This is a genomic window from Candidatus Microthrix subdominans (assembly GCA_016719385.1).
GTDB classification, from domain to species: Bacteria; Actinomycetota; Acidimicrobiia; order Acidimicrobiales; family Microtrichaceae; genus Microthrix; species Microthrix subdominans.
In genome coordinates this window covers 121,384-145,701 of record JADJZA010000002.1, presented here as the reverse complement: position 1 = coordinate 145,701, position 24,318 = coordinate 121,384, and the positions used below count along the sequence as shown (strand labels likewise).

Below are 24,318 nucleotides of genomic sequence, written 5' to 3'. Positions count from 1 at the left end.
GATTCAGTGGCGTGTCGGTTGGCCTGAGCAGTGGCGGCTGGGTTGCCCTCATCACCCAAATTGGGGGTGCCGGGGACCGAGTCGCTCGCTCTACGATCGGCGACCATGGACTTGGAGACGTTCCGGAAGGCGTTCACTGGGCAGCCGATCACCACCGCCGACGTCATTGTCGCGCTCGTCGTGCTCGGTGGTGGAGTGCTGCTTTCTTGGCTGCTGGGGCGAGCCCTCCGTAGCGCACTCGGCCGACCTGGTGGGCCCAACGAGCAGGTGGAGAAGCTGATAGGCCGTGTTGTGCAATGGGGGGTCATCGCCGTTGCCGTTGCGTGGTCGCTGAGCATTTTGGGCATGGAGGTCGGCTGGTTCTCGCTGTTCGTTCCGCTTGCGCTAGTGATCGTCGGATTCTCGTTGAAGCCGCTCGTCGACAGTTTTGCCGTCAGCGTCCTGATCGCTTCGCGACCGGCGTTCAGCGTTGGCGACGAGATCTGCGTCGACGACGTCCTCGGCGAGGTCATCGAGATCACCGAACGGAGCGTGGTGCTGCGAGAGCGAGACGGGACGCGGGTTCATGTCCCGAATGTCACCGTGCTGTCAAAGACGGTGACCGTCTACTCGACCGAGAGTGATCGGCGTTCGACCGTCGACGTGAAGCTGGCGGCCGGCACCGACGTTGAGCACGCTAGGAAGGCAAGTAGACCATGACCAACACAACCGTGAGCACGGACACCTCAGGCTTGGGCGGAGGTCTGTTGCCGAGTTGGCGGCAGACACCCACCCGGCAGTCGATCATCGACTTCGTCGATGCCGTGGCCGACCCCGAATCACCCGAGTACGTCGAGGAGTCTGAACGCGTGGCGGTGTTCGACAACGACGGCACGTTGTGGACCGAGCAGCCGCTCTATGCCCAACTCGCCTTTGCCCTCGACCGAGCGACGCAACTGGGCCAACCCACCACGTTGGACGACCTACATGCGGGCGGGATGAACGCATTGAAAGACCTGATCGCCCTCACCCACTCGGGCGTGACCACCGATGAGTTCGACGACTTGTGCCGGAGTTGGCTGTCATCGGCGCGTCATCCACGCTTCGATAGGCCGTACCCGGCAACCGCGTACCAGCCGATGCTGGAACTGCTCGCGCTGCTCGACGAGCACGCCTTCTCCTGTTGGATCTTCTCGGGCGGCGGCACCGACTTCATGCGAACCTGGGCACCCGAGGTCTACGGGCTCCCCCCACACCGGGTGATCGGGAGTGTCGGGGAAACCGAGTTCCGCATCGGGTCGACCGGCCCCGAACTGGTCAAGTCTCCGAAGATCCAGGTTCTCGACGACGGCCCGCACAAGCCGGAATCGATCCACCGTCATGTCGGGCAGCGCCCAATACTCGCCGCCGGGAACACCGACGGCGACCTGGCCATGCTCCAGTGGACCGCCGGCAGCCCGCACCGCACGCTGCAGATGTTCGTGCACCACACCGACGCCGAACGGGAGTACGCCTACGACCGAGACCCGACCCTTGGCAGTGGCACGGACCAGATCATGTCGGCCGCCACCGAGCACGACTGGACCGTGGTCGACATGGCCTCCGACTGGGCCACGATCTACCCGTCAGGCTCATGAGCACGTCGGAGCCAGGTCTCCAGGGCTCAGGCCGCTGGCCCGTTGCGCCGGCCGAGTCAGCTGGGCCCTGCAACCACCCGAAAGCCGATGTTGCCGGCGGTGGAGTCGGTCTGATTCGCGCTCCGCGCGTCGACCCGGTAACGCCAGCAGTAGCTCTCGTGGCACAGGTACGAACCGCCACGCATCACCCGCGCCGACCCCTCTGGCGGACCGGCCGGATCGACGGCGGCCCTACGGTTGTATGTGAGCAGGGCGAACCAGTCGAGACACCATTCCCAGACGTTGCCGGTCATCTGGTGGAGGCCGAAGCCGTTCGGCGGGAAATGGTCGGCGGGACTCGTCCCGATCCACCCGTCGGCACCGGTGTTTCCACCCGGGAAGTCACCTTGGAAAACGTTCATCCGGTGCTCACCGTTCGGCTCAAGGTCGTCGCCCCACGGAAAGTGCGATCCGCTCCGCCCCCCACGTGCAGCACACTCCCACTGCGCTTCGGTCGGCAGGGTCGTGCCGCTCCAGTCGCAGAACGCAACTGCGTCTTCCCAGCTGACGTGGACCACAGGGTGGCCACCTCGATCGGCAACGTCGCTGTGCGGGCCCTCCGGGTGTCGCCAGTCCGCCCCATCGACCTCGCGCCACCAGGGGGCCGCTTCCACACCGCGGGTCGGCGGGAAGTCGTCGGGGAGCAGACCGCCGAAAACGAACGAGTTACCGAAGCGTTCCGCCGTGCTCTGATGGCCGGTTGCAGTAGTGAACGCTTGGAACTGATCGTTGGTCACCGTGGTCCGGGCGATTGCGAACGGGCTCAAGGCCACCGTGTGTTCCGGACCTTCGCCGTCGGTGGGGTAGCCGCGCGGATCGTTAGTGCCCATGGTGAACTCGCCGCCCGGGATGTCGACGAAGTCGAACTCGATGCGCTCGCGCTGCGTCCCAACCTGGTGTTCGGAACCAGCTCCTGCCCCGCTTGGTTCTGCGTCGGCGGGCAAAGCTCCCGGCTCGGTCGGCCGTACCGGCGCGCAACACGGTTGTCCGTCGGACTGCATGGTTCCTCCCCTGCGCGACATGGCGCTCTGGTCCCCGGTGCGTTCCAGCGCTCGGGTGAGGCCACATGATCACAGATCTCCGTGCGCCGGCGCGTCGGTGGTCGACATTTCACCTGATGTAGGCGATGCCGGGCGGCACACGCTTCGCCCACGCTGGTGTTGCACCTGTCCATCGGGGACCCGTGCCGACCCAGCGAGGTGCCAAGTGGCCACGAACCAGCCCAACATCGTCTTCGTTCTGTGCGACAACATCGGCTGGGGTGACTTCTCCTGCTACGGCGGGACGACGCCGACGCCTCGAATCGACGAACTGGCCAGCGGGGGCATCAGGTTCAACAACTACACGGTCGAGTCCCAATGCACCCCGACGCGTTCGGCCATCCTGACCGGCCGCCAGTCGGTGCGATCCGGCACCTACAAGGTGCCGACGCCCGGCTCCGGGGGCAAGTCCGGCCTCGTCCCCTGGGAGTACACGATCGCCGAGCTGCTCTCCGACGCGGGCTACGCCACGTCGTTGTTCGGCAAGTGGCACTGCGGTGAGACTGAGGGACGTCTGCCGAACGACCAAGGCTTCGACGAGTGGTGGGGTTACAAGAACAGCGCCGACGAGGCCGGCTGGACGTCGTATGCGGCGTTCAATGCACTCGCTGAGAAGATGGGACTCGACACACCCCATATCTGGGAGGGCGTGAAGGGCAGCAAGTCGACCGAGGTGCGCGAGCTCAACTTGGAGGTGCGGCCGCTGCTCGATGAGCTGATCGTCGGTAAGACCACCGACTACATCAAGGCCAAGGCAGACCAGCCGTTCTTCACCTACGTCGGGCTCGCAAACATGCACCCGCCCGAAGCGGTCCACCCCGATTTCGATCAGACCGACCCGTCGCGGCTGGGCCTGTACGCCGACGTCATCGCCGAGCTGGACCATCGCGTCGGCCAGATCATGGACTGCCTCGACGAGGCAGGCATCGCCGACAACACCCTCCTCGTGTTCTCCAGCGACAACGGCGCCGGGCTGATCGATACCGTCCCCCATGGCGGTTCGAGCGGCCCGTTCCGCGGCGGTTTCTTCACCCCGCCATGGGAGGGTTCGATGCGCACCGCCGCCATGGTCCGCTACCCCGGAACGGTGCCGGAGGGCGTGGTCACCGAACAGATGCTGTCGGCGCACGACTGGTACCAGACCTTCGCCGCCTTTGCAGGAGCCTCGGACAAGGTGCCGACCGACCGGCCGATGGACGGCGTCGACGCGTCGGAGTTCCTTCAGGGTACGAGCGAGGAGACCGGCCGGGAATCGTTGCTGTTCTTCGGACCTGACGGCGGCCTGATGTCGTCGAAGTGGCGCCAGGTCAAGGTGGTGCTTCGCCACTGCGAGGGGATCGCCGACCCGATCGTGCAGCCGCAGTTCCCCATGTTCTTCGACCTGGGCAGCGATCCCGGCGAGCGCTACAACCTGTTCCAGTTCAAGCTCGACATGGGCTGGATGTTCGGTGTGGCGTTCAGCTCCATCGCCCAGTTCGAGAAGACCGTTGCCCAGTACCCGAACATCGAACCCGGTGAGGAGTTCGACGGCTACCCGGCGTCGGCCTCAACGCAGAAGGGCTGAGCGACGACCTGGCCCGGATTCAAGCGACTTGCTGTCGTTCCAGCGGGCACGTGATGTCAGACCATGCGGCGGCGCGAGCGTCGGCGTCCCCGGCGGCGAGCGCCGCACACCGAGACGGGTGCCCACCCGCTCGGGCCGATCCGAGAAGTACAGCGTCGAAGGCATCACGCCCTCGATGGGTATGCAGGATCGGGTCAAATCGAATCCCCTGATGTGGGTGATGCCGCAGGGATCGCTCGGCCTCAAGCTGATTCCACAACCAAGCGGAGCACCTTTTTCAAGGGCCTCACGAACAGGAGAGATCACATGGCAAAAGCAGACGGAACCTTCCTCTACATCGGCACGTACGCAAGCGAGGCGTTCGCCCGAGACGACTACGCCATCGTCAAGGACCTCCACACCGACGGCGCTGTCGGCACCTACGACGCCGCCGTCATCACCAAGGACTCCTCCGGCAAGGTGCACGTGAACAAGGACGAGATGGCCACGCGCCACGGCGGTTGGGGTGGCGCCGCAGCCGGCGCCGTCATCGGCATCCTGTTCCCGCCGGCCATCCTCGGCACCGCCCTCGTCGGTGGGGCCATCGGCAGTATCGGTGGGCACGTCTGGCGCGGCCTCTCCCGGTCCGACGTCAAGGAGCTCGGTGAGCTGATCGACTCCGGCGAAGCTGCACTGCTGGTCATTGGTGCCAGCACCCTCGAGGCTGCCCTTGAGAAAGCACAGCTGAACGCCGAGAAGCACATCGCCAAAGAGCTCGGTGTCAGCACGGACGACGTCGACGCAGCGGTCCAGGAAGCCGCCTCCGAAATCAACTGAGTTGTCGGCGCCGTCGCCATCAAAGCGGCGCCGCCATCATCAACGCATGCGGGCTCCGCCAACCCGACCGGGATCGTCAGGTCCTGCAACGGAGGCTGTGCGGGGCCCGCACTCGTTGTTCCCACCTTCGGGCTGGCGCTCACCTGCGGGCGCCTGACCCGGCCCGGCCATTCACAACCTCAAGGCTGGCATGGAACTGCTCAAGGCATTCGGTCTGGGAACGCTCGCTCAGGCGTCGCTGGTGCTCGCCGGGCTGATCGTCTGCTGGGTGAAGATCCCGACGCGGATAGTGAGCATCCTCGCCGGGTTCGGCGCCGGGGCGATGATTTCGGCGGTCGCATTGGACCTCCTCGCCCAGGTCGTCGATGATGCCATCGGCCTCGAGGATCTCCCTGGCGTGCTGGTGCACCCGGGCCAACGAGATCTTCACGTCGTAGCGCTCCGTGAAGTGCCAGAGGCTGCGGAGTGCGGCCGCACCGGACACATCCACATAGAAGATCTCCTCACAGTCGATGATCAGCGTGCTGGGCAACGGGCCCTTCTCGGCGGCATCGATCAGCATCTGCTGTCCGGTGTTCTTGAAGGCCTCAGAATTCGAGAACACCAGGGGCGAGTCGAACCGGTAGATCATGACGCCGGGCACAGGTTGGGCGCTGGGGTTGCCATCGCCCTTCTGCGCACCGGAGATCCAGGTGAGCGCTTCAAAATCACCCGTCTTCGAGTCCTGTCCGAGCTCGGCTCGGCCGGGGAAACTCGTCCGATAGACGAGGTAGATGATCGACATGATGATCCCGGCGACCATCGCCGGCAGCAGGTCGAACGCCAGGACGAGCAGCAGGGTGACGAGTCCGAGAACAAAGTCCACACGATCGACGTTCCTGAGCTTGATCACCTTGGTCGGGTTCGCCGATCCCCACATGGCGTTGATCACGACCGCCCCGAGGGCGGCTTCGGGCAGCCATTGAAACGCCGGGGCAAGCACCAACAACGTCAGAAGCACGACCACAGCGAGGATGCCGTTCGACATCTGGGACTTTGCGCCTGCGGCCATGGCGGCCGACGACTTGGACAGGCTGCCGGTGACGGGCATCCCTCCAAGGATGCCGGACCCGACCAACCCCACGCCGAACGCCCGAAACTCCTGGTTGGAATCGAGGTCGTCATGGGTGGTTCGAGCGATCGACGAGGCCGAGCCCCATCCCTCGGAGAACCCGACGAGCGCCACCACGGCTCCGCCGAGCAGCAGGGTTCCCCACGTGGACCACGACAACCGCGTCGGAACCGTGAACGACGGCAGCCCCTTGGGGATCTTCGCCACCAGGTTGATGGTCGGGTTGGCGATTGCCACGTAGATCGAAGCGAGGACGACGGCGGTCAGCGCGGCCGGTACCAGCTTCATAAACCGTTGGATACCGAAGATCAGGGCGATCGCCAAAAGTCCGAGAACGGTGGAGGTCCAGTTCCAGTCACCGATGTGGGACAGCTCCGACCACAGCTTCTGAAACGTATTGCCCGAGGACGCCTTCACCCCGGTGATGTTGCCGATCTGACCGACGATGATCTGGATCGCCATGCCGGTGATGAACCCCGCCATGACGGCCTTCGACATGAAGTTCAAGATCCAACCCATCTTTGCCAGTCCGGCGACGATGAACACCAGCCCCGCAGCGACCGCCAACGCGGCGGTAAACGCAACCGCCTGGGTGGGGCTGGTCGCATTGAGCCCGGCCACGACGTTGGCTGACACGGCCGCCACCGAGCCGGCTGCCGCGTAGACCATGACGCGCGAGCCACCGAACATCGCGTAACCGACGAGCGCCAAGGGGGCGGCATAGAGCCCAACCTGGCCGGGACGTTGGCCACCGACGCGTACCCCATCGACTCGGGGATCAGCAGCGCCGCCACGCTGATCGCCGCGATCAGGTCGGCGACGAAGAACGAACCCCACTTGTACTTCGACAGCCATGCGGCGATGGGAAACCATCGCTGCACAGCACTTGGGGCGGTGGGCTTCGCCGTTGTGGTTGTCGTCGTGGCCATGCCTTCTCTTCCGTCAGTGACAGTTGCCGGGTGCAAGTGAGTGGGTCAGCAGTCCCCAACGCGCCATCAGCCAGCGTGGGCGATGAGAAACACAAACTCAGCTCGGATTTTCATACGGTTGCCGCTGCGGATCATCACTCAACGTGGGTGATGCTCCGCCGACCCCCCCCCGGCCCCCCGCCCCCCCCCCCCCCGGGGACGGCCGACAGCCCCCCCGCCCCCCCCCCCCCCCCCCCCCCCCCCCCCCCCCCCCCCGCCCTTTCCACCCCCTCGACTCCAGAGGAGGCCGTTGCGCTACGAGCGGCCGTCACGACCACGACTTCCCGCAGGAGCATCTCCATGAATCCGTCCGACCAGGCGACACCCGGCTTCAACCATCGCATCCCCGACAAGATCCTCACGCCCGACAACGTCGAGACGTCGGTTGGCACGCTCGAGTTCTTCGACGGGATCCCGAGCGCCGACACGCTCAGCACGGTGTTCGACAACCTCGACCGGATGCGTGGGGTCGAGACCTTCCTCAACGGCATCCCCGCTACGTCGATCGAAGGCATCCGCCGAGGCTTCGCCGAAGTCGGGCTCGACGCCTGCAACAAGGTGGTGATCTTCGCCATGATGGACTCCAACTCGCTGTTCCTCACCGGCAACACCGACACCGTCTACGCCGTCAACATCTTCGACCTCAGCGACACGGGCCCCATCGTGATGGACATTCCCGCCGGGTGCGGCCCCGGCACCGTCGACGACGCGTTCTTCCGGTTCGTCACCGACATGGGCGCCCCGGGACCGGATCGCGGGGCCGGCGGCAAATACCTCATTCTTCCGCCCGATGATCCGAGCGACCTCCATCCGCCGGTCGGCGGGGGCAAGGCGGTCGTCGACGGTGAGACGTACTTCGTCGCCCGGTCGACGAGCTACGTCAACCTGGTGGCCCTCCGCGGGTTCCTCGTCGACGGCACCCCCGATGCGGCGATCGACATGTTCACCAACGGCGTCAAGATCTACCCGCTCAACCAGGCAAAGAACCCGCCCAAGATGGAGTTCATCAACCGCTCCGGCGCCGAGTTCAACACCATCCATGCGAACAACTTCGACTTCTACGAGGAGTTCCACACCGTCATCGAACGGGAGCCGGTCTCGTTTCTCGACCCCGAGCTTCGCGGCCTGTTCGCCTCGATCGGCATCCAGAAGGGCAAGACGTTTGCCCCCGATGAGCGGATGACGAAGATCCTCACCGACGCGGTCGCCATCGGCAACGCCACCGCTCGGGCACTCGCGCTCCGGCTGAGGGACGAGAGCTGCTGCATCTACCCGGACAGCGGCTGGTGGTACCCAATCCCCGGGGGCAGCTACGAGTGGCTCAAGGACGGCGGCGACGGGGGGGGCCGCAACCTGGACGCCCGCACCTTGTTCTTCTACCAAGCAACGTTGAACACCCCGGCGATGATGATGAAGATGATCGGTGTCGGGTCTCAGTACGCAGGCGTTTCGACCGACAGCGCCGGCCACCCATTCGACGGCGCCAAGACATACCGACTGGCCCTTCCGGCCAACGTGCCGGCCAAGGACTTCTGGTCGGTCGTTGCGTACGACCCACAGACCCGGTCCGAGCTGCAGACCTCCCAGCCGATGCCCAGCACGAACAACAAGCGCGACGGCCTCGTCGTCAATGCCGACGGCTCCGTCGATCTGCACTTCGGACCGACGGCCCCGGATGGTGACAAGGTGAACTGGATCGCGACCGTGCCGGGCAAGAGCTGGTTCACGTACCTGCGTCTCTACGGACCGCTCGACGCCTGGTTCGATCAGACCTGGCGACCGAGCGAGGTCCAACTGATCGACTGATCTCGATCGGGTCAGCGGCGAGCAGTCCGACCATTCGTGACTTGGGCGCTGGGAGTGCCGTGGCAACCCGCCGATCAGGCACTGAGGCCGTCACTGAGTATCTCGGCCGCGCCGACGGCCTCGACCCGGCTGGTGATTGGGTACCGCGTGCTACCAGCGTGGACGACGATCACCCGGCTGAGGTTGAGGTCATCGATGGCGTTTCGAATGGAAGCTGTCATTCGGGGTGCATCGGAGCGCTTGATCTCCACGCCGATCCACTCACTCCCATGTTGAAAGACGAGATCGATTTCGGCGCCGGCGTGAGTTCCCCAGAACCACGCATCTTTCATGGCTGCACGGGTGAGCAGTTGCTCGATCACGAACCCTTCCCAACTCGCGCCAAGCTTGGGGTGGCTCAACACCGCGTCCCGGTCATCGAGGCCGAGCAGACGATGCAAGAGCCCACTGTCGCGGACATAAACCTTCGGCGACCGCACTTGACGCTTGCCGACATTGGCATGCCACGGTTGGAGCTGCCGGATGACGAGCGCGTCGGTCAACGCGTCCAGATAGCGGCGGACGGTGGGCTCTGAAACAGCGAGGCTGCGGGCCAGCTCGGCACCATTCCAGGTCTGGCCGTGGTAGTGGGCGACCATGGTCCAGAACCGACGCATGGTCGTAGCCGGGATCCGCACGCCGAGGTTGGCGAGGTCTCGCTCGAGGAACGTCCGAACGTAGTCCTCACGCCACATAGCCGAAGCCTCGTCGTCGTCGGCTGTGAACGACGGAGGCAGGCCACCACGGGTCCACAGCTCATCAAGCCGGTCGGCACCAACATCAGTGACGTGCAGACCGGGGAGCTCCAACAGGCTGACCCTGCCGGCGAGGCTCTCCGACGTCAAACCGACGAGATCGGGGGAAGCCGACCCAAGAACCAGGAATCGACCGTTCCGGCGATCAGCATCAACAAGCACCCTCAGGATCGGAAACAGATCTTCGCGTCGTTGCGCCTCATCGATGACGATTGTGCCCTCGAGCGCCGGCAACGTCAGCGTCGGGTCACCAAGTCGCGCGTCGTCCCGTGGGTCCTCCAGATCAAAGAAGTTCGAAGCTGGAGAGGTAACCACTTGGCGAGCAAGCGTCGTCTTGCCGGCCTGGCGCGGGCCCGTGAGCACCACCACCGGAGACCGTCCCAATGCAGCGCTCAACCGCTCTCGGGCTCGATCACGCAAGATCACCTTGAAATACTAACATTGTCCATTAGCTTTACAAGGCAGTCTGGTCTCTCGGGCCGACAAACCGATCGTCGAGAATCAAGCAGGCCGGCCCCTCCGCGTACGCATCCGCACACGGCCCAGCGCGCCACCGCGAATGAGGTCCACACCGTCACCGCAACACCGCCCAATTCTCAGCCCCGACCGGGGTGGCAGTCGCCCCCGACGGCACCGTCTACGTCGCCGACACCACCAACCATCGGATCCGGAAGATCACCTGAACCAGCTACCTTGGCCCTATGTCCACTCTTCTGTTCACTGGCTTCCCCGGCTTCCTGGGCGTGCAATTGCTGCCGAGAGTGCTCTCCCGTTTGCCGAACTCAACAGTGACGTGTCTCATCCAGTCGAACTTCGCAGATCTCGCCACACGGCAGCTGGAGGAACTGGTCGAGGCAAACCCAGACCTGGCCGGTCGGATTGATCTGGTCACAGGTGACATCACCGTCCCGGGGCTCGGCCTCGACGACCCGACGGCACTGGCAGCCGGCGTGACCGAAGTGTGGCACTTGGCTGCTGTCTACGACCTCAGCGTGCCTCGCGATGTGGCCATGAGAGTGAATGTCGAGGGCACCCGCAACGTCTTGGACTTCGCCGAGCGAGCAGATTCCTTACAGCGGTTCCATTACGTCAGCACGTGCTACGTCAGCGGCCGCTATGCCGGCGCGTTTGGCGAGGACGACCTCGACGTTGGGCAGCAGTTCAACAACTACTACGAAGAAACCAAGTTCCTGGCCGAGGTGGAGGTGCAAACCCGACGAGACCAGGGCATGCCCACCACGATTTACCGCCCCTCTGTGGTGGTCGGTGACAGCACCACCGGGCAGACCCAGAAGTACGACGGTCCTTACTACGCGCTTCAATTGCTTTTGCGACAGGGTCGTTGGGCGGTGATGCCCACCGTCGGGGACCCCACCCTGCACCGTTTCAACATCGTGCCGAGCGACTTTGTCATCGAAGCCATCGCCACCTTGTCGGCTACGGATCGCTCGTCTGGGCGTGTCTACAATTTGGCCGATCCTCGACCTCTCACCGTGGCCGAGCTCTACGCCACTATGGCCGACGCCGTCGGGTGCCGAATGATCCCGGTTCCGCTGCCGGCCGGTCTGGCCCGGTTCGCGATCGACCACGTGCCCGGGGTGCACAGCCTGCTGCGCATTCCTTCCAGCACCATCGCCTACCTCAACCACCCCACCTACTACCTCACTGCCAACCAGGCCGACCTCGACGACACCGGGGTGGCCTGTCCCCCGGTTGAGTCCTACATGCCGACGCTCGTCGAGTTCATGCGGCGCAATCCGGACATCTCAGCGGCAGCGATGCAATAGCAGGCACTCTCGATCCCGAGCAGCAAGTCAGCTCAAAGCAGCGACGGGCCAGGTGCATGAGATCACGAACCTGACGTCGCACTTCGGCCCGGTCATCACGCTGACCGGACACGTCGCACCCGCCGTCGGGCTCGCCATGCTGTTGCAGCCGGAGTGGGTCTCGCTGGGCCTCGTCGCCTTGCTCGGGCTGGGGTCGGGCTGGCGAAGTTGGCGTGCACCGGTCGGGCGACGATGGCCCGGCTGCTCCCGGTGTTCGATGCGTTCGGCGTCGCAGGGACAGCGGCGTCGTTGCTCCGCCGACACGCCAACGGCCCGCCGGTGCTCGTCACCGAGATGTTCCCGTGGGTGCCATCGACCCCCGGGCCACCAACGACGACCGCGTCACGGCCCGCGCCGCCGCACGGGAAGCCGGCCGGGCAGCCCGCAAGGTGCTGCCTCGACGGACCGTCGGCCAGTGGGACCCGAGCGGACGCGAGCGGAGCGCACGCGAGGTGCTGCGCGACCAAGACGTTGACCGCGTCACCCGCCTGCTGCCGATCCGATACGGGCGTATGGCCGCGTCGCCGTGGACCTACCTGCGAGGTGTGGCATCGGTCATGGCGACCGACCTCATGGCCCGTCCCGACTCTGGACTGGACGTGCAGCTGTGCGGTGACGCCCACGTCTTGAACTTCGGGCTCTGGGCAACGCCGGAGCGCACACTCGCGTTCGACGTCCGCGACTTCGACGAGACGGCGCGGGGTCCCTTCGAGTGGGATCTCCTGCGGCTGGCCACCAGCGTGGTGGTCAAGGCCGAGGACAACGATCTCGGCGACGACGTCGGCGCGGCCGCAGCGCGCGCCGCTGCCCGCGGCTACCAGCTGGCCATGAACGACTACGCCGGCGTGTCCGAGCTCGACATTTGGTACGACCAGACGTCATCCGCCGAGTTGCTGTCGGGACTCGAACCGGCGGAGCAGCGTCGCATGTCGAACTGGATTGAACGTAAGTCCGCGGCGCGAACAAGCGCGGGAGCCTACGAACGGCTCACCACCGAAGTCGAGGGTCGGGCCCACATCGTGGACGACCCGCCCTTCCGCACCCACCTCGACGACCGGTACCAGCGAAACCTGTTCGAACACGTCGTCGAGTCCTACCTGGCGACGCAGTCCGAGCATGTGCGTCACCTGCTCCGCCGGTTCCGCTTGACCGATGTCGTCGCGTGGTGGCTGGGAAACGCCTCCTCCAATCGGCACCCGACATGTTGCTGGGCTGGACCGCGGTCGACGACGCCCAGTTCTACGTTCGCCAGTTCCGCGACATGAAGGTGATCCCCGACAGCAGCGGATCGGACCGCACCTCAGAAACTTCGCGTTCGCCTGTGGAGGCTGTCTGGCCCGGGCCCACGCCCGCAGCGGCGACCCGCTCGCAATTGCGTCGTACCTCGGGCGTGGCAAGGCGCACGGGGATGGGGTGACCGATTTCGCCGTCGCCTACGCGGCGCAGACCCAGGCCGACCACGCCGAGCTCGTGGCGGCGATCGACGCCGGCACGGTCAAGGCCGCCATGGCCTGAGCCTGAAACCACCTCTCGCCGGATTGCGGAGATGATCGGGAGCGGCGTTCCATACGATGGCGTTCACCGCGCTGACCACGCTGCTGCCGACACCACCACGGTTGCGACTCCGAAGACCAGCAACGCAACGTGTTCGAACACTGCCCCAGCGACGTAGCTCCCCGGAAGCAGCGGCACTGCGAATGAAGTCCAGACCGTCACCGCCACGCCGACGACCAAGACCCCCTTCGCAACGATGGCCGGTGCTCCCACATTTTGATGGAGACGGCGCCGAAACACCGCAAGGATCAGCACGGCCAGGATCGAGATGACCGAGATCGTCAAGTTGATCCACACACCTGACGGGATACCTCCGGGTCCGCAGCTCGCTGTGCTGCCCGCACTCTGTTCCAGCCGGACTCGCTCAAGGTCGAGCGCGTTCGAGAACTGCAACGACAGGGCGAGGATCGGACCGAGCAGGGCGGTCACGACCTGCATCGAGTCACGGGCGGAAGCAAAGACCACAGCGTTGGCCCCGTATGACTTGATCACGGCACGAAGACCGAACAGCAGCAGCAACGACGCCAGACCGAATACCGCTCCGAACAAGAACTGCTCATGGGCCGCTATGCCGGCCGCCGCCCCGTCGCTGGGCCGGCCCGACAGCCCCGCGTAGTTGAACGACAAGACCAGCAGCGCGAAGAACGCGCACGTGAAGACGACGATCGAGTCGGCGATGCTGCGATCTTCTTCTTGCACAGCCTCGTGATCGAGGGGCAGCAGAATCGCCAGCAGTGCGAAGCCGGCAAGTAGTCCGGCGATCGCCGAGTACCAGCCGGCGGCAGCCGCTATATCGAACTGGAGCATGTCCAACCGGCAGTTCAACGCAGACCCACCGAGCATCCGTGACCCGGGCATCGACGCCCCGGGCACTCCGGCGGAGCGCCATGCGAGTGCAGTTCAGGACCACCTGTCACTTGCGTCGTCATGGGGCTCCGATCGGCGCAGGAAGCGTTGCGACAGCGTAGCCAGGGCAGTGCCGAGTCAATCCACCGCGCCGTCGAGCACGTGCTGAAACCATGTCATCCCAACACTCAGCGTGAGTTTTGCAGGGAACGAGCTGGCCGGCGGCAGCCCCTGACGGATCGACTACGTCATCTCCCCCCCCTGCGCATTGGCGACCGAGTTCAGTTGAGCGTCAAAGGTCAGCACGCCGGTGCCAGGTGTGGTGATGCCGACTTGATGTCGCACTTCCCGGGCACAGATAGACGATCAGCGCCCAGGTGTCGGCGACGATCAGTCCGGCCATTCGTCGCGCAACTCTTCCAGACAGCCGGCGGGGTAGGTCTGCGATCCGGCAAGCCATCGCCCGAGCGCTTCGCTACTGACAGCGTGGCCCCGCTCGATCAGCATCGCCACCAACGCTGAGGGGCTCAGATCGGGATGAAGCCGGGCCTGGCATCGAGGAAGACGTCCTTGCCGAGGCGAGAACGCGAGCCGGCCACCGGGAACTCTCGGCGTACGTGAACGAAGCACTACTCCGCCCGCTGCAGCACGACCGGCTCGGCGAGCTTCTGGCCGAGATGGAGACCCAGTCAGGCCCGATCCCATCAAGGCGGTCGGCCGTGTTGCCCCAGCAGACGAGGCGACCGCTCGACTTGCTGGAGGTCTGCTGGGCGCTGCGGACTCGAGCTCCACATTCGATGCTGTCGTCGTAGCGACAGCGATCGATGCCGGTGGAGCTGTGATTCTGACCGGCGACGCTGACGATCTCGGCCAGCTCTCTGCGCACAACCCCGAGGTCACAATCGAGCCGATCTAGCCGCAGCCGAGTGCAAATAGTGAGGGTTGCGTCCCCGTTCCGCACCACTGCCGACCGATCGGCTGTCACGAAGCAACGGCCGGTTTAGCAAACAAGTACCGGGAGGACCGATGACCACCAAAAAGATGAACCCAGACGAGGAGTACGAGTTCTACGCCAGTCCGGGGAGCCAAGCGGCACAGGGGCCGTCTCATGGTGCGATGAATACCGCCGAGACCGCCGCTCCGACGAGGACGACCCAGACGATGTCGATACCGGCGACCAGCACGCCGAAGGCGACCCCGGTGGTCACCAGGCGTGAGGGATCCCAGGGCACCTCGGTGGCGAACCGGACGGTGGTCGTGGCCAGCAGGCCGACGAATGAAGCCGAGAGCCCTGCGACCAAGGCGTCGAAGCGACGCCAGGCCCGCAGCCGACTGACGTGGGGGGCGACGCCGACGAGGATCAGGAACGACGGAAGGAAGATGGCGATGGTCGCAACCGCTGCTCCCGGGTATCCGGCGACCACTAGCCCGACGAAGGTCGCGGTCAGGATCACCGGCCCGGGTGTGACCTGGCCCAGTGCGACACCATCGAGGAACGTGGTGGTGCTCATCCAACCGCGCGAGATGACCTCGTGGAACATCAGCGGCAACGACGTGAAGCCGCCGCCGAACGCGAACAGGTCAATACGGGTCATGAGGGTGCCGAGCTCGAACAGCTCCGGTGAGGTGGCGGCGAGGATTGCGAAACCAACGAGCACCGCGGCGCAGATGCCGAGCAGCGGCCGGGTGGTCGAGCGAGGGGTCGAAGATGACTGAAGGTCGGCGGTCTCCTGGCGAGGCCCGAGGGCGACCGCAGTCACGCCCGAGGCAGCGACGACGAGAATCGGGTGGACCTTGAGCGCCAACGCGCCGGCGGCACCGGCGGCGATGACGAAGTGCCGCCAGTTCCGAAGTGAGCTGCGTCCGAACGACACGGTCGCGCTGGCCACGATCGCTACCGTGATCGCCTGCAGCCCGCCGAACACGGCGGTGACGATGGCGGTTCCGGCCAACTGCTGGTAGCTGGTTGAAAGCGCCAGCATCAACCCGACCGCTGGCAGGCCGAACCCGATCAACGCCGCCGCTGCACCGGTCACGCCAGCCATCTGAAGACCGACCCAGGCCGACAGTTGCATCGAGGTCGCTCCCGGCAGCGCCTGGCAGACAGCGACGCCCTCACGGAAGTCGCGGTCGGTCAGCCATCGTCGTTGTTCGACGACGTTGTGGCGGATGAAGGCCACCATGGCGGGGCCGCCGAACGCGCCCACCCCCAGGCGTAGAAACACCCTGAAGAGGTGACCGGCCGACGGGGTCGCGATGTCGCCCGCAGGGGTCGTCATTTCACCGAACCCCAGATCGGGTCGCGGCGGTGGCGTCGACAGCGACGGGCCGGACGGTCAGATCACCTAGGAGGGCCACAGGCGTCCATCCTGCACCAAGAAGGCCGCTGGGCCCGCTGATACGGTTCTCGCCAGCCACCGAGTTCCGAGCGCCGATCGTGCTGAAGACCCGGAGAGCCGCGCTGTCGAAGGAACCCCGTCACACACGGGTCAACAAGTACCACGGATCGGCCGGGCAGGCCGGGACCAGGAGCAATGATGGGTATCCGAGCTACACGGAGCCGAGGTCTGGTCGCCGCCGTCAGCTTGACGGCGTTGGTACTGCTGGGGGTGGCGTGCGGCGGTGAGGAGGACAGCAAGGTCAGCGCGTCGTCGACCACTGCGACGAGGCAGACGGACGCCTCGGCCGAAGCCTTGTCTGGCACGGTGACGGTGATGGCCCCAGGACCGCTGAAGGGGTTGCTGGAGGCTGCGACGACGGAGTTCGAATCCGATCACCCCGGTGTCAGCGTCGAGTTGAACCTGGGCCATGTGCCATCGTTGCTCGCTCAGCTCGAGGGTGGGGTGGCGGCCGACGTGCTGGTCACTCCTGACGCCAGAACCATGGGACAGGCGTCGAGCAAGGGCATGGTGGACGGGAACCCCGAGGTGATCGCGAGGAACCCGATGGCGTTGGTCGTGCCGGCGGGCAATCCCGGTGGGGTGCGAGGCATCGACGCTTTGAGGAACGCATCGCTGCGGGTCGGCCTGTGTGCCATGGAGCTGCCGTGCGGCAAGCTGGCCGAGGAGCTCGCCGCGGCGAGCTCCATCACGCTGAGCGCGGACACGCTTGAGCCTGGCGGTTCACCGGGGGTCGTCACCAAGGCAGCGACCGGCGAGATCGACGTCGGCCTGGTGTTCGCCACCGACATCAAGGCCGGTGGGGGCAAGGTCGACAAGATCGTGATCCCCGACTCGTCCAACGTGTCGTCGGAGATCTCCGCCGCAGCACTGACGGCCAGCGAAAACGACGCCGCAGCGCGGGCCTTTGTCGACTTTCTCGTCTCCACCAAAGGCAAGGAGCTGGCAGACGCTGCCGGCTTCCTCGTGGCCTGATCAACATGTCCACCCGCACCGAAGCGGGCGACCGGGCGCCTCGGGTCTTCGTTGCCATCGGTGTCCTTGCTGCCCTCTTCCTTGCACTCCCGGTGATCGGACTGGTGCTGCGCGCGCCGTGGAGCGGCGCAGCCGAGCGACTGACTCGCCCGGGGGTCGGCGACGCCATCCGGTTGTCTGCACTCTGCGCGACCGCTTCGACCGCAGTGTCGCTTGCGCTGGGTGTGCCGTTGGGGTGGATCCTGGCCTACGCCCGGTTCCCGGGTCGTGCACTGCTCCGTGCGGTCGTGCTCGTGCCGTTGCTGTTGCCGCCCCTCGTGAGCGGGGTCGGACTGTTGTCGATCCTGGGGCGTCGTGGGGTGGCGGGGCGCTGGCTGGACGACTGGTTCGGCGTCACGCTGCCTTTCAGCACCGCCGGGGTGATAGTCGCGGTGGCGTTCGTGGCCCTGCCTTTCGTGGTCATCACGATGGAGAGCGGCTTCCGGTCGGTGGATCGTCGGCTGGGGTTGGCCGCGGCGACGTTGGGGGCCGGCCCGGCCTCCGTGGCCCGAACAGTCACGCTCCCCCTGGTGGCACCGTCGCTGGCGGCGGGCGGGGCGCTGGCGTGGGCACGGTCCTTGGGTGAGTTCGGTGCGACGGTCACCTTCGCCGGCAACCTGCCCGGACGCACCCAGACGCTTCCCCTCGCCACCTTCCTGGCCCTCGAGTCGGACCTCGACCAGGCTGTGCTGTTGAGCATGCTGATGCTGTTTCCCACCCTGATCGTGCTGGCTCTGCTGCGGAACCGATGGCGGCCGCTGTCGTGAGCCTTGAGTTCGACGGCACACTCGACCTGGGGCGCTTTGTCCTTGACGCCGTCTTTTCCTGTGCGCCCGGCGAGACGATCGCACTGGTCGGACCCAACGGATCAGGCAAGTCGACGGCGCTGAACCTGCTGGCTGGTCTGCTTCGGCTGTCATCGGGCTCGTTGACGTTGGACGGCACGGTTCTCGACCAGCCGTCGACCGGTCGATGGGTAGCTTCGGAGCATCGTGGCGTGGGTGTCGTGTTCCAGGATCTTCTCCTGCTGCCACACCTGAGCGTCCGGGACAACGTGGCGTATGGACCACGACGCGCCGGTGGCTCGAGGGAGACGGCCGATGCTGTCGCAAGTGACTGGCTCGAGCGCTTCGGGGTCGAGGACCTCGCCGATGAGCGACCCCGCTCGTTGTCCGGCGGACAGGCCCAGCGGGTGGCGCTGGCGCGAGCGCTGGCCCGAGACCCGCGCCTCCTGCTCCTCGACGAACCGCTGAGCGCGCTCGACTCCGAGACCCGCCTCGAGGTCCGCTGCGAGCTGCACCGTCACCTCGCGGAGTTCGGAGGCATGACCGTGCTGGTCGCCCACGACGTCGTCGACGTCCTGGTACTGGCCGACCGGGTCGTCGTGTTCGACGAAGGTCGGGTGGCCCAGGTGGCCGAACCGGCAGCACTGGAACGTCGGCCGCTCACTCAGTACGCCGCGGCCCTCGTCGGCACGAACCTGTTGCGTGGCTACAGGCGAGGAGCGGTGATCGAACTCGGCGACCGGGCGGAGGTCGCAGCCCCACGGGCGGGCTCGGACGGTCCCGTCGACCTGGTCATCGCTCCACGGCACGTATCGGTGGCCCTCCCGGACGGGCCAAATGGGGTCGGATCGTGGACCGCCCGGATCGCAGGCCTTGAGGCGGCCGGCAATGATGTCCACATCCGCGTCGGCGGGCCGGTGCCCATCGCCGCGATGGCATCACTGGAATCTCTCCGTGACCTGCACCTCTCCCCCGGCGCCATGGTCGACGTGCACGTCGATCCGTCCCACCTCAAGGTGTTCGATGCGGTCACGTCCCTCGACGTCCCCAGGTCAGCGCAAACCACGAACGCGCCCGCACCGTAACGCGGTCGCATTTCATCGGGCTCGGGACGGTGGCTGAAGCCAGACCCGGTCTGAGGTAAGGACGGGCCCGCCTGGCCGACTGAGATGAACCGGTAAGGCTCGGCCCGGCGGGGCCGTCACAGCGAGTGCTACTGCTCCGAACGCTTCATCTGCTCGCCGCAGCAGATCTCGGAATGCTCCATCTCCGGAGGGCACGTGCACGGCTTCTCATAAACCAGCGCAGCTCCACACTTCTCACACTCGTATCGATCTCCAGCGCTTCGTGGCATGTTCGTCTCCGTCTGTTGCCTGGGTGGTCGCGGTGGCGTCGGTGACGGCCACCGCTCGGGGAGTACCTCCCCGCAATCGCAACCTAGCCTTTCGTCGCGCGTTTGTCGTTCGATGGCGCAGGGCCTGACGAGGTGGGTAGGTGTGGCCGCACGTCGGCCGACGTGATGCGGCGTCGTCCTCCGAACCGAACCCGGAAGTCCCTCAGGCATGCCGGATAGAGGACGCAGGCGTCATAAGTAGCTCCGAAGGCCACGACGATCCTTCAGTAGTCGAGGTTGAGGCGTTGGGCCTCGGCGGTGAGCTCAGCGACGGTCTCCGCACGGCGGAGGTCGTCCTCCCGCATGTAGGCGAGGAGGTCAGTGAGGCGGATACGGCGCCTGTTTCCCACCCGCCGATACGAAATCTGGTTCTCCTCGAGGAGCCCGATCAGGTAGGGCCGGGACACGCCGAGCATGTCTGCAGCTTGCTGGGTGGTGAGTTCTGCGTGCACCGCCGCAATGGTGACGGCGTTGCCGTTGGCGATGTGTGCGAGCAGCTCGATCACGTGGTTGAGCGCGACGCCGGGGATCGTGACGCTCAAGTCGGAATTGTCGGCGACCAGCGCCGCCGCACCGAATCCTTCAAAAGTGTGTGGATAATACTTGACATAGGTGTAATATCATGAGCATGATCTTGAGTCGACCGTTCCTGGCGGTGACCCCGACGATCGATGGGGACGTCCTCGCGGCGCTTGCACGAGCCGACGCTTCGTTTACTCCGCCTGAGGTGCACGACCTCATTGGGTTCCACTCTGTTGCCGGCGTCCGAAACGCTCTCATGCGATTGACCGGTCAGGGCGTCCTTCACAGCGAGCAAGTTGGCCGCGCATACACCTACCGGCTCAACCGGCAGCACGTGTGCGCCCCACACATCATCGGCCTGGCTGACGCCAGCCGCGAAGTTCTGAAGCGAATGCGTGACCTGATCGACACCTGGTCGACGCCCTGTGACTTTGCCGCGCTCTTCGGTTCTGCCGCTACCGGGAGGATGACCGAGGGAAGCGACATCGATGTGTTCGTCGTGCGACCCGATTCGGTCGTCGTCGAAGATGACGTGCAGTGGCATGAGCAGCTCGACGCCTTAGCGACTGCAAGCACTTCGTGGACCGGCAACGACGCACGCGTCCTTGAGATGTCAGCGTCAGAAGTCGCAGACACGATCGCGACCGAGCGGATTCTCGCTGAAATCGCTCGCGACGGCTTCGTCTTGTCTGGCACCCCTGGATACCTCGCCAGCGTGAAGCCAAGGCCGGACTACCGGCAGGCGGGGTGAGCCTCTGATGGCCGCACCGACGAGAAAATGCTCAGCGAGGGACCGCTCGGGCCGAATGGCCAAGGCCCGCCAATTCAGCGACGCAGCGTCGCTCATCAGCGAACTGGCCTCCGAACGACAGCAACCTTGGCGATGCGTACATCACCCTGTGCGTGCATGCTGGCATAGCCGCGGCAGACGTAATCTGCTGCGCCCGGCTCGGTGTTCACGCCAGCGGCCAAGACCACGCCGCTGCGGCGACGCTGCTCGACAAAGCCGACGCAGGACTCGGAAAGGAACTCCGCAGACTGCTTGGGCTCAAGACGAAGGCCGGCTATAGCTCGGCCCCATCAAGCGCCTCCGACCAAAAGGTCGCCAGTCGGGCCTCAACCCGGCTTATGGACGCAGCATCCACCAGTCGATAACCACCAAGAAAATGAACCCCGACGAGGATTACGAGTTCTACGCCCGTCCGGAAAACGCGGGGCCCACCAGGTCGACTCCGAGCCGCTGCGCGCCGGGTGCACCAGCACCTCGGCAAGCGTGACCGGATGCACCACAAACTGGTCGACATCGATCAATCCCTGCACGGCATCGGCGTGATGGGCGTCTCCCGGGTTCAGGTAGGCGATCAGCGCGCTGGCATCGGCGACGATCAGTCCGGCCATTCGTCGCGCAACTCCTTCAAATAGCCGGCGGGGTAGGCCTGGGACCCGGCAAGCCCTCGCACGAGCGCTTCCCTGCCGAGCGCCTCACTACTGGCCGCATGGCCCCGCTCAATCAGCATCGCAACCAGCGCCGAGGGGCTCAGATCGGGATGTAGTCGCCCTTGGACACAAGGATGCGTTCGAGTTCACCAGTGGCCGTGATCGTGATGCGCTGTTTGGTTGTCGGCACGGGACGCAGTGTAACACTCACCCGTCCAATGGTGTTGCACCTCAGGACGGGTCGGCGCTACCCCAATAGGCCGCTACGAGAAACTCGTTGCGGGCAGATTCCTACTCTAGGTAGGATAAGGGCATGGCCGTGTCTAAAGTGTCACTCAGTATCGAGGAAGACGTCCTTGCCGAGGCGAGGGAGCGAGCGGGCCGCCGGGAACTCTCGGCGTACGTGAACGAAGCGCTACAACGCCAGCTACAGCACGACCGGCTCGGCGAGCTTCTGGCCGAGATGGAGACCGAGTCGGGCCCGATCCCGCCTGAGCTACTGGAGGAGGCACGAGAGCTATGGCAAGGACCCGCCGAACCCAAGTACCGCCGCTCCGCCTGATCCTCGACAGCGGTGCTGTCATAGGCCTCTCGAGAAACGAGGAGCGCGCCCGTGCCGCACTTGCTGCTGCGCATGAAGCGGGTGCGGTGGTTTCGTTGCCATCGGTTGTTGTTGCCGAGACGGTACGGGGCACAGCGAGAGATGCCCGGGTCAATCGCATCGTCAAGGCGGTCGGCCATGTTTCAGCGGCAGACGAGGCGACCGCTCGACTTGCTGGAGGTCTGCTGGGCGCTGCGAACTTGAGTTCCACCATCGATGCTGTCGTCGTAGCGACAGCGATCGATGCCGGTGGAGCCGTAATTCTGACGAGCGACGCTGACGATCTCGGGCGGCTCGCTGCGCACAACGCCGAGGTCATCATCGAGCCGCTCTAACAGCTTCCGGGTGCAACGGCCAGGGTTGCCCGCGGACCTGGCCTGAACTTGGAGCCCCGTTGAAGGTGATCGCTTCAACTGTTACCCCCGTTGTTGCGGGCAAAGGGCTCGTTCGTTCTTTTGATGGTTCCTCTGTTGAGGAGCCGAGGGACCCTCTCGGGGGTCCCTCTTTTGTTTCCTGGGGGCTGGCGTGGACCGGCGGCGGGACCTGCGCGGGGCGAACCTTGCCGATGCAGACCTGATCGGGGTGAACCTCTCGGCGGCAAGGCTGAGCAGGGCGAAATTCCCTCGGGCGAACCTGCACCTGACGAACCTTTCCGAAGCAAACCTGGCCGGGGCAGACCTGCGGAGGGCACGCCTGCTGGAGACGAACCTCGCCGCTACGGACCTGCACGACGCCAACCTCTCCAAGGCCAACCTGGCCGAGGCCAACCTGGCCGAGGCCAACCTGGCCGAGGCAACCCTGGCTAGAGCGAACTTGACCAGAGCGAATGTGCACCGAGTGTTCGCTCACCGAAGCGACACGGACCTGACCGGGGCGATCTTGGACAAGGCGATCTTGGACAAGGCGATCTTGGACGGGGCGAACCTGACCGGCACAAAACGGGATCCCGCTCAATCGCCGGTGTGGCCCAACGGTTTGACCCTCCCAACAACGCATGGAACCCCCCAGGCCGACGGGTGACCCCAGATGGTAGCGCTGTGAAACGATGTTCGGTCATGCCCCTCAGCACCAAAGGTGACCTGCCGATTCGGCGCCGCAGCACATCTCGCTTCGTGTCGACCCTGATGGCGGCATTCGGGTGGCTAGCCGCAACCGCAGTCCGACCGCGCCCTGACTTAGTTGTTGAACTGCCGAAGGAATCGAGGTGGGCCCGCTGGGGGCCGACGATCGTGGAGGGGTTGGTGCTGGCTGGTTTGCTTTTGGGCTTAGAGGGGGGGGGGGAGGGGGAGGAACCCCCGGGGGGGGGGGGGAAAAAGGAAGGAAAAAAAAAAAAAAAAAAAAGAGAAAAGGGCCGGCCCCCCCCCCGCCCCCCCCCCCCGCGCCCCCCCCCGGGGGCCCCCCCAAAAAGGGAGCCCCCCCCCCCCCCCCCCCCCCACCCCCAACCAAACCCCCGGGGGGGGCCCCCCCCCCCCGGGCCGGCCCCCCGGGGGGGGGGCCCCCCCCCCCCCCCCCCCCGGGGGGGGGGGGCCCCCCCGGCCCCGCCCGAGCGGGGCCCCCCCCCCCGGCCCCCCCCCCCCCCCCCCGGGCGGGGGGGCCCCCCCCCGGGCGGGGCGGGGGGGGGGGGGGGGGGGGGGGGGGGGGGGGGGGGGGGGGGGGGGCGGGGGGGGGGGCGGCGGGGGGGGGCGCCGGGCGGGGCGGCCGGGGGGGCGCCGGGGGGGCCCCCCGGGGGGGCCCCCCCGGCCCCCCCCCCCCCCCCCCCCCCCCGCCGCCCCCCCCCCCCCCGGGGGGGGGGGCCCGGGCCGCCGGGCCCGGCGGGGGGGGGCCGGGGGCGGGGGGGGGGGGGCGGGCCGGGCGCCGGGGGGGCGGCGGGGGCGGGGGGGGGCGGGGGGCGCGCCCGGGGCCGGGGGGGGGGGGGGGGGGGGCGGGGGGGGGGGGCGGGCCGCCGCGGGGGGGGGGGGGGGCCGGGGCGGGGGCGGGGGGGGGCGGGGGGGGGGGGGGGGGGGGGGGGGGGGGGGGGGGGGGGGGCCGGGGGGGGGGGGGGCCGGGGGGGGGGGGCGGGGGGGGGGGGGGGGGGGGGGGGGGGCGCCCCCGGGGCCCCGCCCCCCCCGCCGGGGGCGGGCCCCCCGCCCCGGGCCCCCCCCCCCCCGGGGGGCGGGGCCCCCCCCCCCCCCCCCCCCCCCCCCCCCC

The 24,318-nt window shown here is 66.5% G+C and carries 21 protein-coding genes and 1 pseudogene; 15 read left to right on the top strand and 7 right to left on the bottom strand.

The features are described 5' to 3' along the window. The first annotated feature begins 105 nt into the window (after positions 1 to 105). Both IPN02_06640 and IPN02_06635 read left to right on the top strand, forming a co-directional pair. Positions 106 to 699, top strand: a complete 594-nt coding sequence (locus IPN02_06640; protein ID MBK9296523.1) for a mechanosensitive ion channel — start codon at positions 106 to 108, stop codon at positions 697 to 699. 104 nt (positions 700 to 803) lie between these two features. Beyond that, on the top strand, positions 804 to 1,616 hold the full coding sequence (locus IPN02_06635) for a haloacid dehalogenase-like hydrolase (GenBank protein ID MBK9296522.1): 813 nt from the start codon (positions 804 to 806) through the stop codon (positions 1,614 to 1,616). Positions 1,617 to 1,672: 56 nt separating this feature from the next. Here IPN02_06635 and IPN02_06630 read toward each other — a convergent pair whose 3' ends face one another. Next, a complete protein-coding gene (locus IPN02_06630) occupies positions 1,673 to 2,599 on the bottom strand; it encodes a formylglycine-generating enzyme family protein (protein MBK9296521.1) in 927 nt (308 codons plus the stop codon). Positions 2,600 to 2,861: 262 nt separating this feature from the next. Here IPN02_06630 and IPN02_06625 point away from each other — a divergent pair, with 262 nt between their 5' ends. Together IPN02_06625 and IPN02_06620 are read left to right on the top strand one after the other, a co-directional pair. After that, the gene (locus tag IPN02_06625; protein ID MBK9296520.1) at positions 2,862 to 4,259 is read left to right on the top strand and encodes a sulfatase-like hydrolase/transferase; all 1,398 of its coding nucleotides are present in this window, start codon (positions 2,862 to 2,864) and stop codon (positions 4,257 to 4,259) included. 306 nt (positions 4,260 to 4,565) lie between these two features. Next, positions 4,566 to 5,075, top strand: coding sequence for a DUF1269 domain-containing protein (locus IPN02_06620; GenBank protein MBK9296519.1), 510 nt, complete (start codon positions 4,566 to 4,568; stop codon positions 5,073 to 5,075). A 139-nt stretch (positions 5,076 to 5,214) separates the two neighbouring features. Here IPN02_06620 and IPN02_06615 read toward each other — a convergent pair whose 3' ends face one another. Continuing rightward, positions 5,215 to 7,041 (bottom strand): SulP family inorganic anion transporter, encoded by a 1,827-nt coding sequence (locus tag IPN02_06615; GenBank protein ID MBK9296518.1) that lies wholly within the window; start codon positions 7,039 to 7,041, stop codon positions 5,215 to 5,217. Between the two features lie 413 nt (positions 7,042 to 7,454). Here IPN02_06615 and IPN02_06610 point away from each other — a divergent pair, with 413 nt between their 5' ends. Continuing rightward, entirely contained in the window at positions 7,455 to 8,960 is a 1,506-nt protein-coding gene (locus IPN02_06610) for a DUF1254 domain-containing protein (GenBank protein ID MBK9296517.1), read from the top strand. Positions 8,961 to 9,034: 74 nt separating this feature from the next. On the opposite strand, the gene IPN02_06605 is transcribed toward IPN02_06610, so the two are convergent. Next, complete coding sequence (locus IPN02_06605) at positions 9,035 to 10,180, bottom strand: ATP-binding protein (GenBank protein MBK9296516.1); 1,146 nt, start codon at positions 10,178 to 10,180, stop codon at positions 9,035 to 9,037. Between the two features lie 185 nt (positions 10,181 to 10,365). Here IPN02_06605 and IPN02_06600 point away from each other — a divergent pair, with 185 nt between their 5' ends. The 3 genes and pseudogenes from IPN02_06600 (at position 10,366) to IPN02_06590 (ending at position 13,095) form a co-directional block, all read left to right on the top strand. Further along, positions 10,366 to 10,437 (top strand): hypothetical protein, encoded by a 72-nt coding sequence (locus IPN02_06600; GenBank protein ID MBK9296515.1) that lies wholly within the window; start codon positions 10,366 to 10,368, stop codon positions 10,435 to 10,437. A gap of 18 nt (positions 10,438 to 10,455) precedes the next feature. Continuing rightward, the gene (locus IPN02_06595) at positions 10,456 to 11,541 is read left to right on the top strand and encodes an SDR family oxidoreductase (protein ID MBK9296514.1); all 1,086 of its coding nucleotides are present in this window, start codon (positions 10,456 to 10,458) and stop codon (positions 11,539 to 11,541) included. A gap of 428 nt (positions 11,542 to 11,969) precedes the next feature. Continuing rightward, a pseudogene (locus tag IPN02_06590) lies at positions 11,970 to 13,095 on the top strand (DUF2252 domain-containing protein). A 63-nt stretch (positions 13,096 to 13,158) separates the two neighbouring features. Here IPN02_06590 and IPN02_06585 read toward each other — a convergent pair. Both IPN02_06585 and chrA read right to left on the bottom strand, forming a co-directional pair. Further along, positions 13,159 to 13,941, bottom strand: a complete 783-nt coding sequence (locus tag IPN02_06585) for a hypothetical protein (protein ID MBK9296513.1) — start codon at positions 13,939 to 13,941, stop codon at positions 13,159 to 13,161. 1,145 nt (positions 13,942 to 15,086) lie between these two features. Then, positions 15,087 to 16,259, bottom strand: coding sequence for a chromate efflux transporter (chrA, locus tag IPN02_06580; protein ID MBK9296512.1), 1,173 nt, complete (start codon positions 16,257 to 16,259; stop codon positions 15,087 to 15,089). 258 nt (positions 16,260 to 16,517) lie between these two features. On the opposite strand from chrA, the gene modA reads away from it, so the two are divergent. From modA to IPN02_06565, 3 genes are read left to right on the top strand one after another with little or no spacing between them, the layout of a single operon-like run. Beyond that, positions 16,518 to 17,354 (top strand): molybdate ABC transporter substrate-binding protein, encoded by an 837-nt coding sequence (modA, locus tag IPN02_06575; protein MBK9296511.1) that lies wholly within the window; start codon positions 16,518 to 16,520, stop codon positions 17,352 to 17,354. A 5-nt stretch (positions 17,355 to 17,359) separates the two neighbouring features. Further along, on the top strand, positions 17,360 to 18,160 hold the full coding sequence (gene modB / locus IPN02_06570; protein ID MBK9296510.1) for a molybdate ABC transporter permease subunit: 801 nt from the start codon (positions 17,360 to 17,362) through the stop codon (positions 18,158 to 18,160). Further along, a complete protein-coding gene (locus IPN02_06565; protein ID MBK9296509.1) occupies positions 18,157 to 19,263 on the top strand; it encodes an ABC transporter ATP-binding protein in 1,107 nt (368 codons plus the stop codon). The genes modB and IPN02_06565 overlap by 4 nt, the downstream gene beginning before the upstream one ends. A 532-nt stretch (positions 19,264 to 19,795) precedes the next feature. On the opposite strand, the gene IPN02_06560 is transcribed toward IPN02_06565, so the two are convergent. Next, positions 19,796 to 19,987 carry an excisionase family DNA-binding protein gene (locus IPN02_06560; GenBank protein MBK9296508.1) on the bottom strand — a complete coding sequence of 64 codons (192 nt, stop codon included), beginning with the start codon at positions 19,985 to 19,987 and terminating at the stop codon, positions 19,796 to 19,798. Positions 19,988 to 20,226: 239 nt separating this feature from the next. On the opposite strand from IPN02_06560, the gene IPN02_06555 reads away from it, so the two are divergent. Further along, positions 20,227 to 20,844, top strand: a complete 618-nt coding sequence (locus IPN02_06555; GenBank protein MBK9296507.1) for a nucleotidyltransferase domain-containing protein — start codon at positions 20,227 to 20,229, stop codon at positions 20,842 to 20,844. A 365-nt stretch (positions 20,845 to 21,209) separates the two neighbouring features. On the opposite strand, the gene IPN02_06550 is transcribed toward IPN02_06555, so the two are convergent. Then, positions 21,210 to 21,491 carry a type II toxin-antitoxin system VapC family toxin gene (locus IPN02_06550; protein MBK9296506.1) on the bottom strand — a complete coding sequence of 94 codons (282 nt, stop codon included), beginning with the start codon at positions 21,489 to 21,491 and terminating at the stop codon, positions 21,210 to 21,212. A gap of 352 nt (positions 21,492 to 21,843) precedes the next feature. Here IPN02_06550 and IPN02_06545 point away from each other — a divergent pair, with 352 nt between their 5' ends. The 3 genes from IPN02_06545 to IPN02_06535 all read left to right on the top strand — a co-directional run bounded on the left by IPN02_06545 (position 21,844) and on the right by IPN02_06535 (position 23,151). Next, complete coding sequence (locus IPN02_06545) at positions 21,844 to 22,092, top strand: hypothetical protein (GenBank protein MBK9296505.1); 249 nt, start codon at positions 21,844 to 21,846, stop codon at positions 22,090 to 22,092. Next, entirely contained in the window at positions 22,050 to 22,466 is a 417-nt protein-coding gene (locus IPN02_06540; GenBank protein ID MBK9296504.1) for a PIN domain-containing protein, read from the top strand. The genes IPN02_06545 and IPN02_06540 overlap by 43 nt, the downstream gene beginning before the upstream one ends. 190 nt (positions 22,467 to 22,656) lie before the next feature. Continuing rightward, positions 22,657 to 23,151, top strand: a complete 495-nt coding sequence (locus IPN02_06535; GenBank protein MBK9296503.1) for a pentapeptide repeat-containing protein — start codon at positions 22,657 to 22,659, stop codon at positions 23,149 to 23,151. The last annotated feature ends 1,167 nt before the right edge of the window (positions 23,152 to 24,318 follow it).

What these genes read in the sequence shown, in the direction of transcription:
- IPN02_06615 (MBK9296518.1), bottom strand. Translation starts at nt 7,041, where the DNA reads ATGGCTGTCGAAGTACAAGTGGGGTTCGTTCTTCGTCGCCGACCTGAT.
- chrA (MBK9296512.1), bottom strand. Translation starts at nt 16,259, where the DNA reads ATGACGACCCCTGCGGGCGACATCGCGACCCCGTCGGCCGGTCACCTC.
- IPN02_06595 (MBK9296514.1), top strand. Translation starts at nt 10,456, where the DNA reads ATGTCCACTCTTCTGTTCACTGGCTTCCCCGGCTTCCTGGGCGTGCAA.
- IPN02_06585 (MBK9296513.1), bottom strand. Translation starts at nt 13,941, where the DNA reads ATGCTCCAGTTCGATATAGCGGCTGCCGCCGGCTGGTACTCGGCGATC.
- IPN02_06560 (MBK9296508.1), bottom strand. Translation starts at nt 19,987, where the DNA reads ATGCTCGGCGTGTCCCGGCCCTACCTGATCGGGCTCCTCGAGGAGAAC.
- IPN02_06610 (MBK9296517.1), top strand. Translation starts at nt 7,455, where the DNA reads ATGAATCCGTCCGACCAGGCGACACCCGGCTTCAACCATCGCATCCCC.
- IPN02_06640 (MBK9296523.1), top strand. Translation starts at nt 106, where the DNA reads ATGGACTTGGAGACGTTCCGGAAGGCGTTCACTGGGCAGCCGATCACC.
- modA (MBK9296511.1), top strand. Translation starts at nt 16,518, where the DNA reads ATGGGTATCCGAGCTACACGGAGCCGAGGTCTGGTCGCCGCCGTCAGC.
- IPN02_06545 (MBK9296505.1), top strand. Translation starts at nt 21,844, where the DNA reads ATGGCCGTGTCTAAAGTGTCACTCAGTATCGAGGAAGACGTCCTTGCC.
- modB (MBK9296510.1), top strand. Translation starts at nt 17,360, where the DNA reads ATGTCCACCCGCACCGAAGCGGGCGACCGGGCGCCTCGGGTCTTCGTT.
- IPN02_06620 (MBK9296519.1), top strand. Translation starts at nt 4,566, where the DNA reads ATGGCAAAAGCAGACGGAACCTTCCTCTACATCGGCACGTACGCAAGC.
- IPN02_06540 (MBK9296504.1), top strand. Translation starts at nt 22,050, where the DNA reads ATGGCAAGGACCCGCCGAACCCAAGTACCGCCGCTCCGCCTGATCCTC.
- IPN02_06550 (MBK9296506.1), bottom strand. Translation starts at nt 21,491, where the DNA reads ATGGCCGGACTGATCGTCGCCGATGCCAGCGCGCTGATCGCCTACCTG.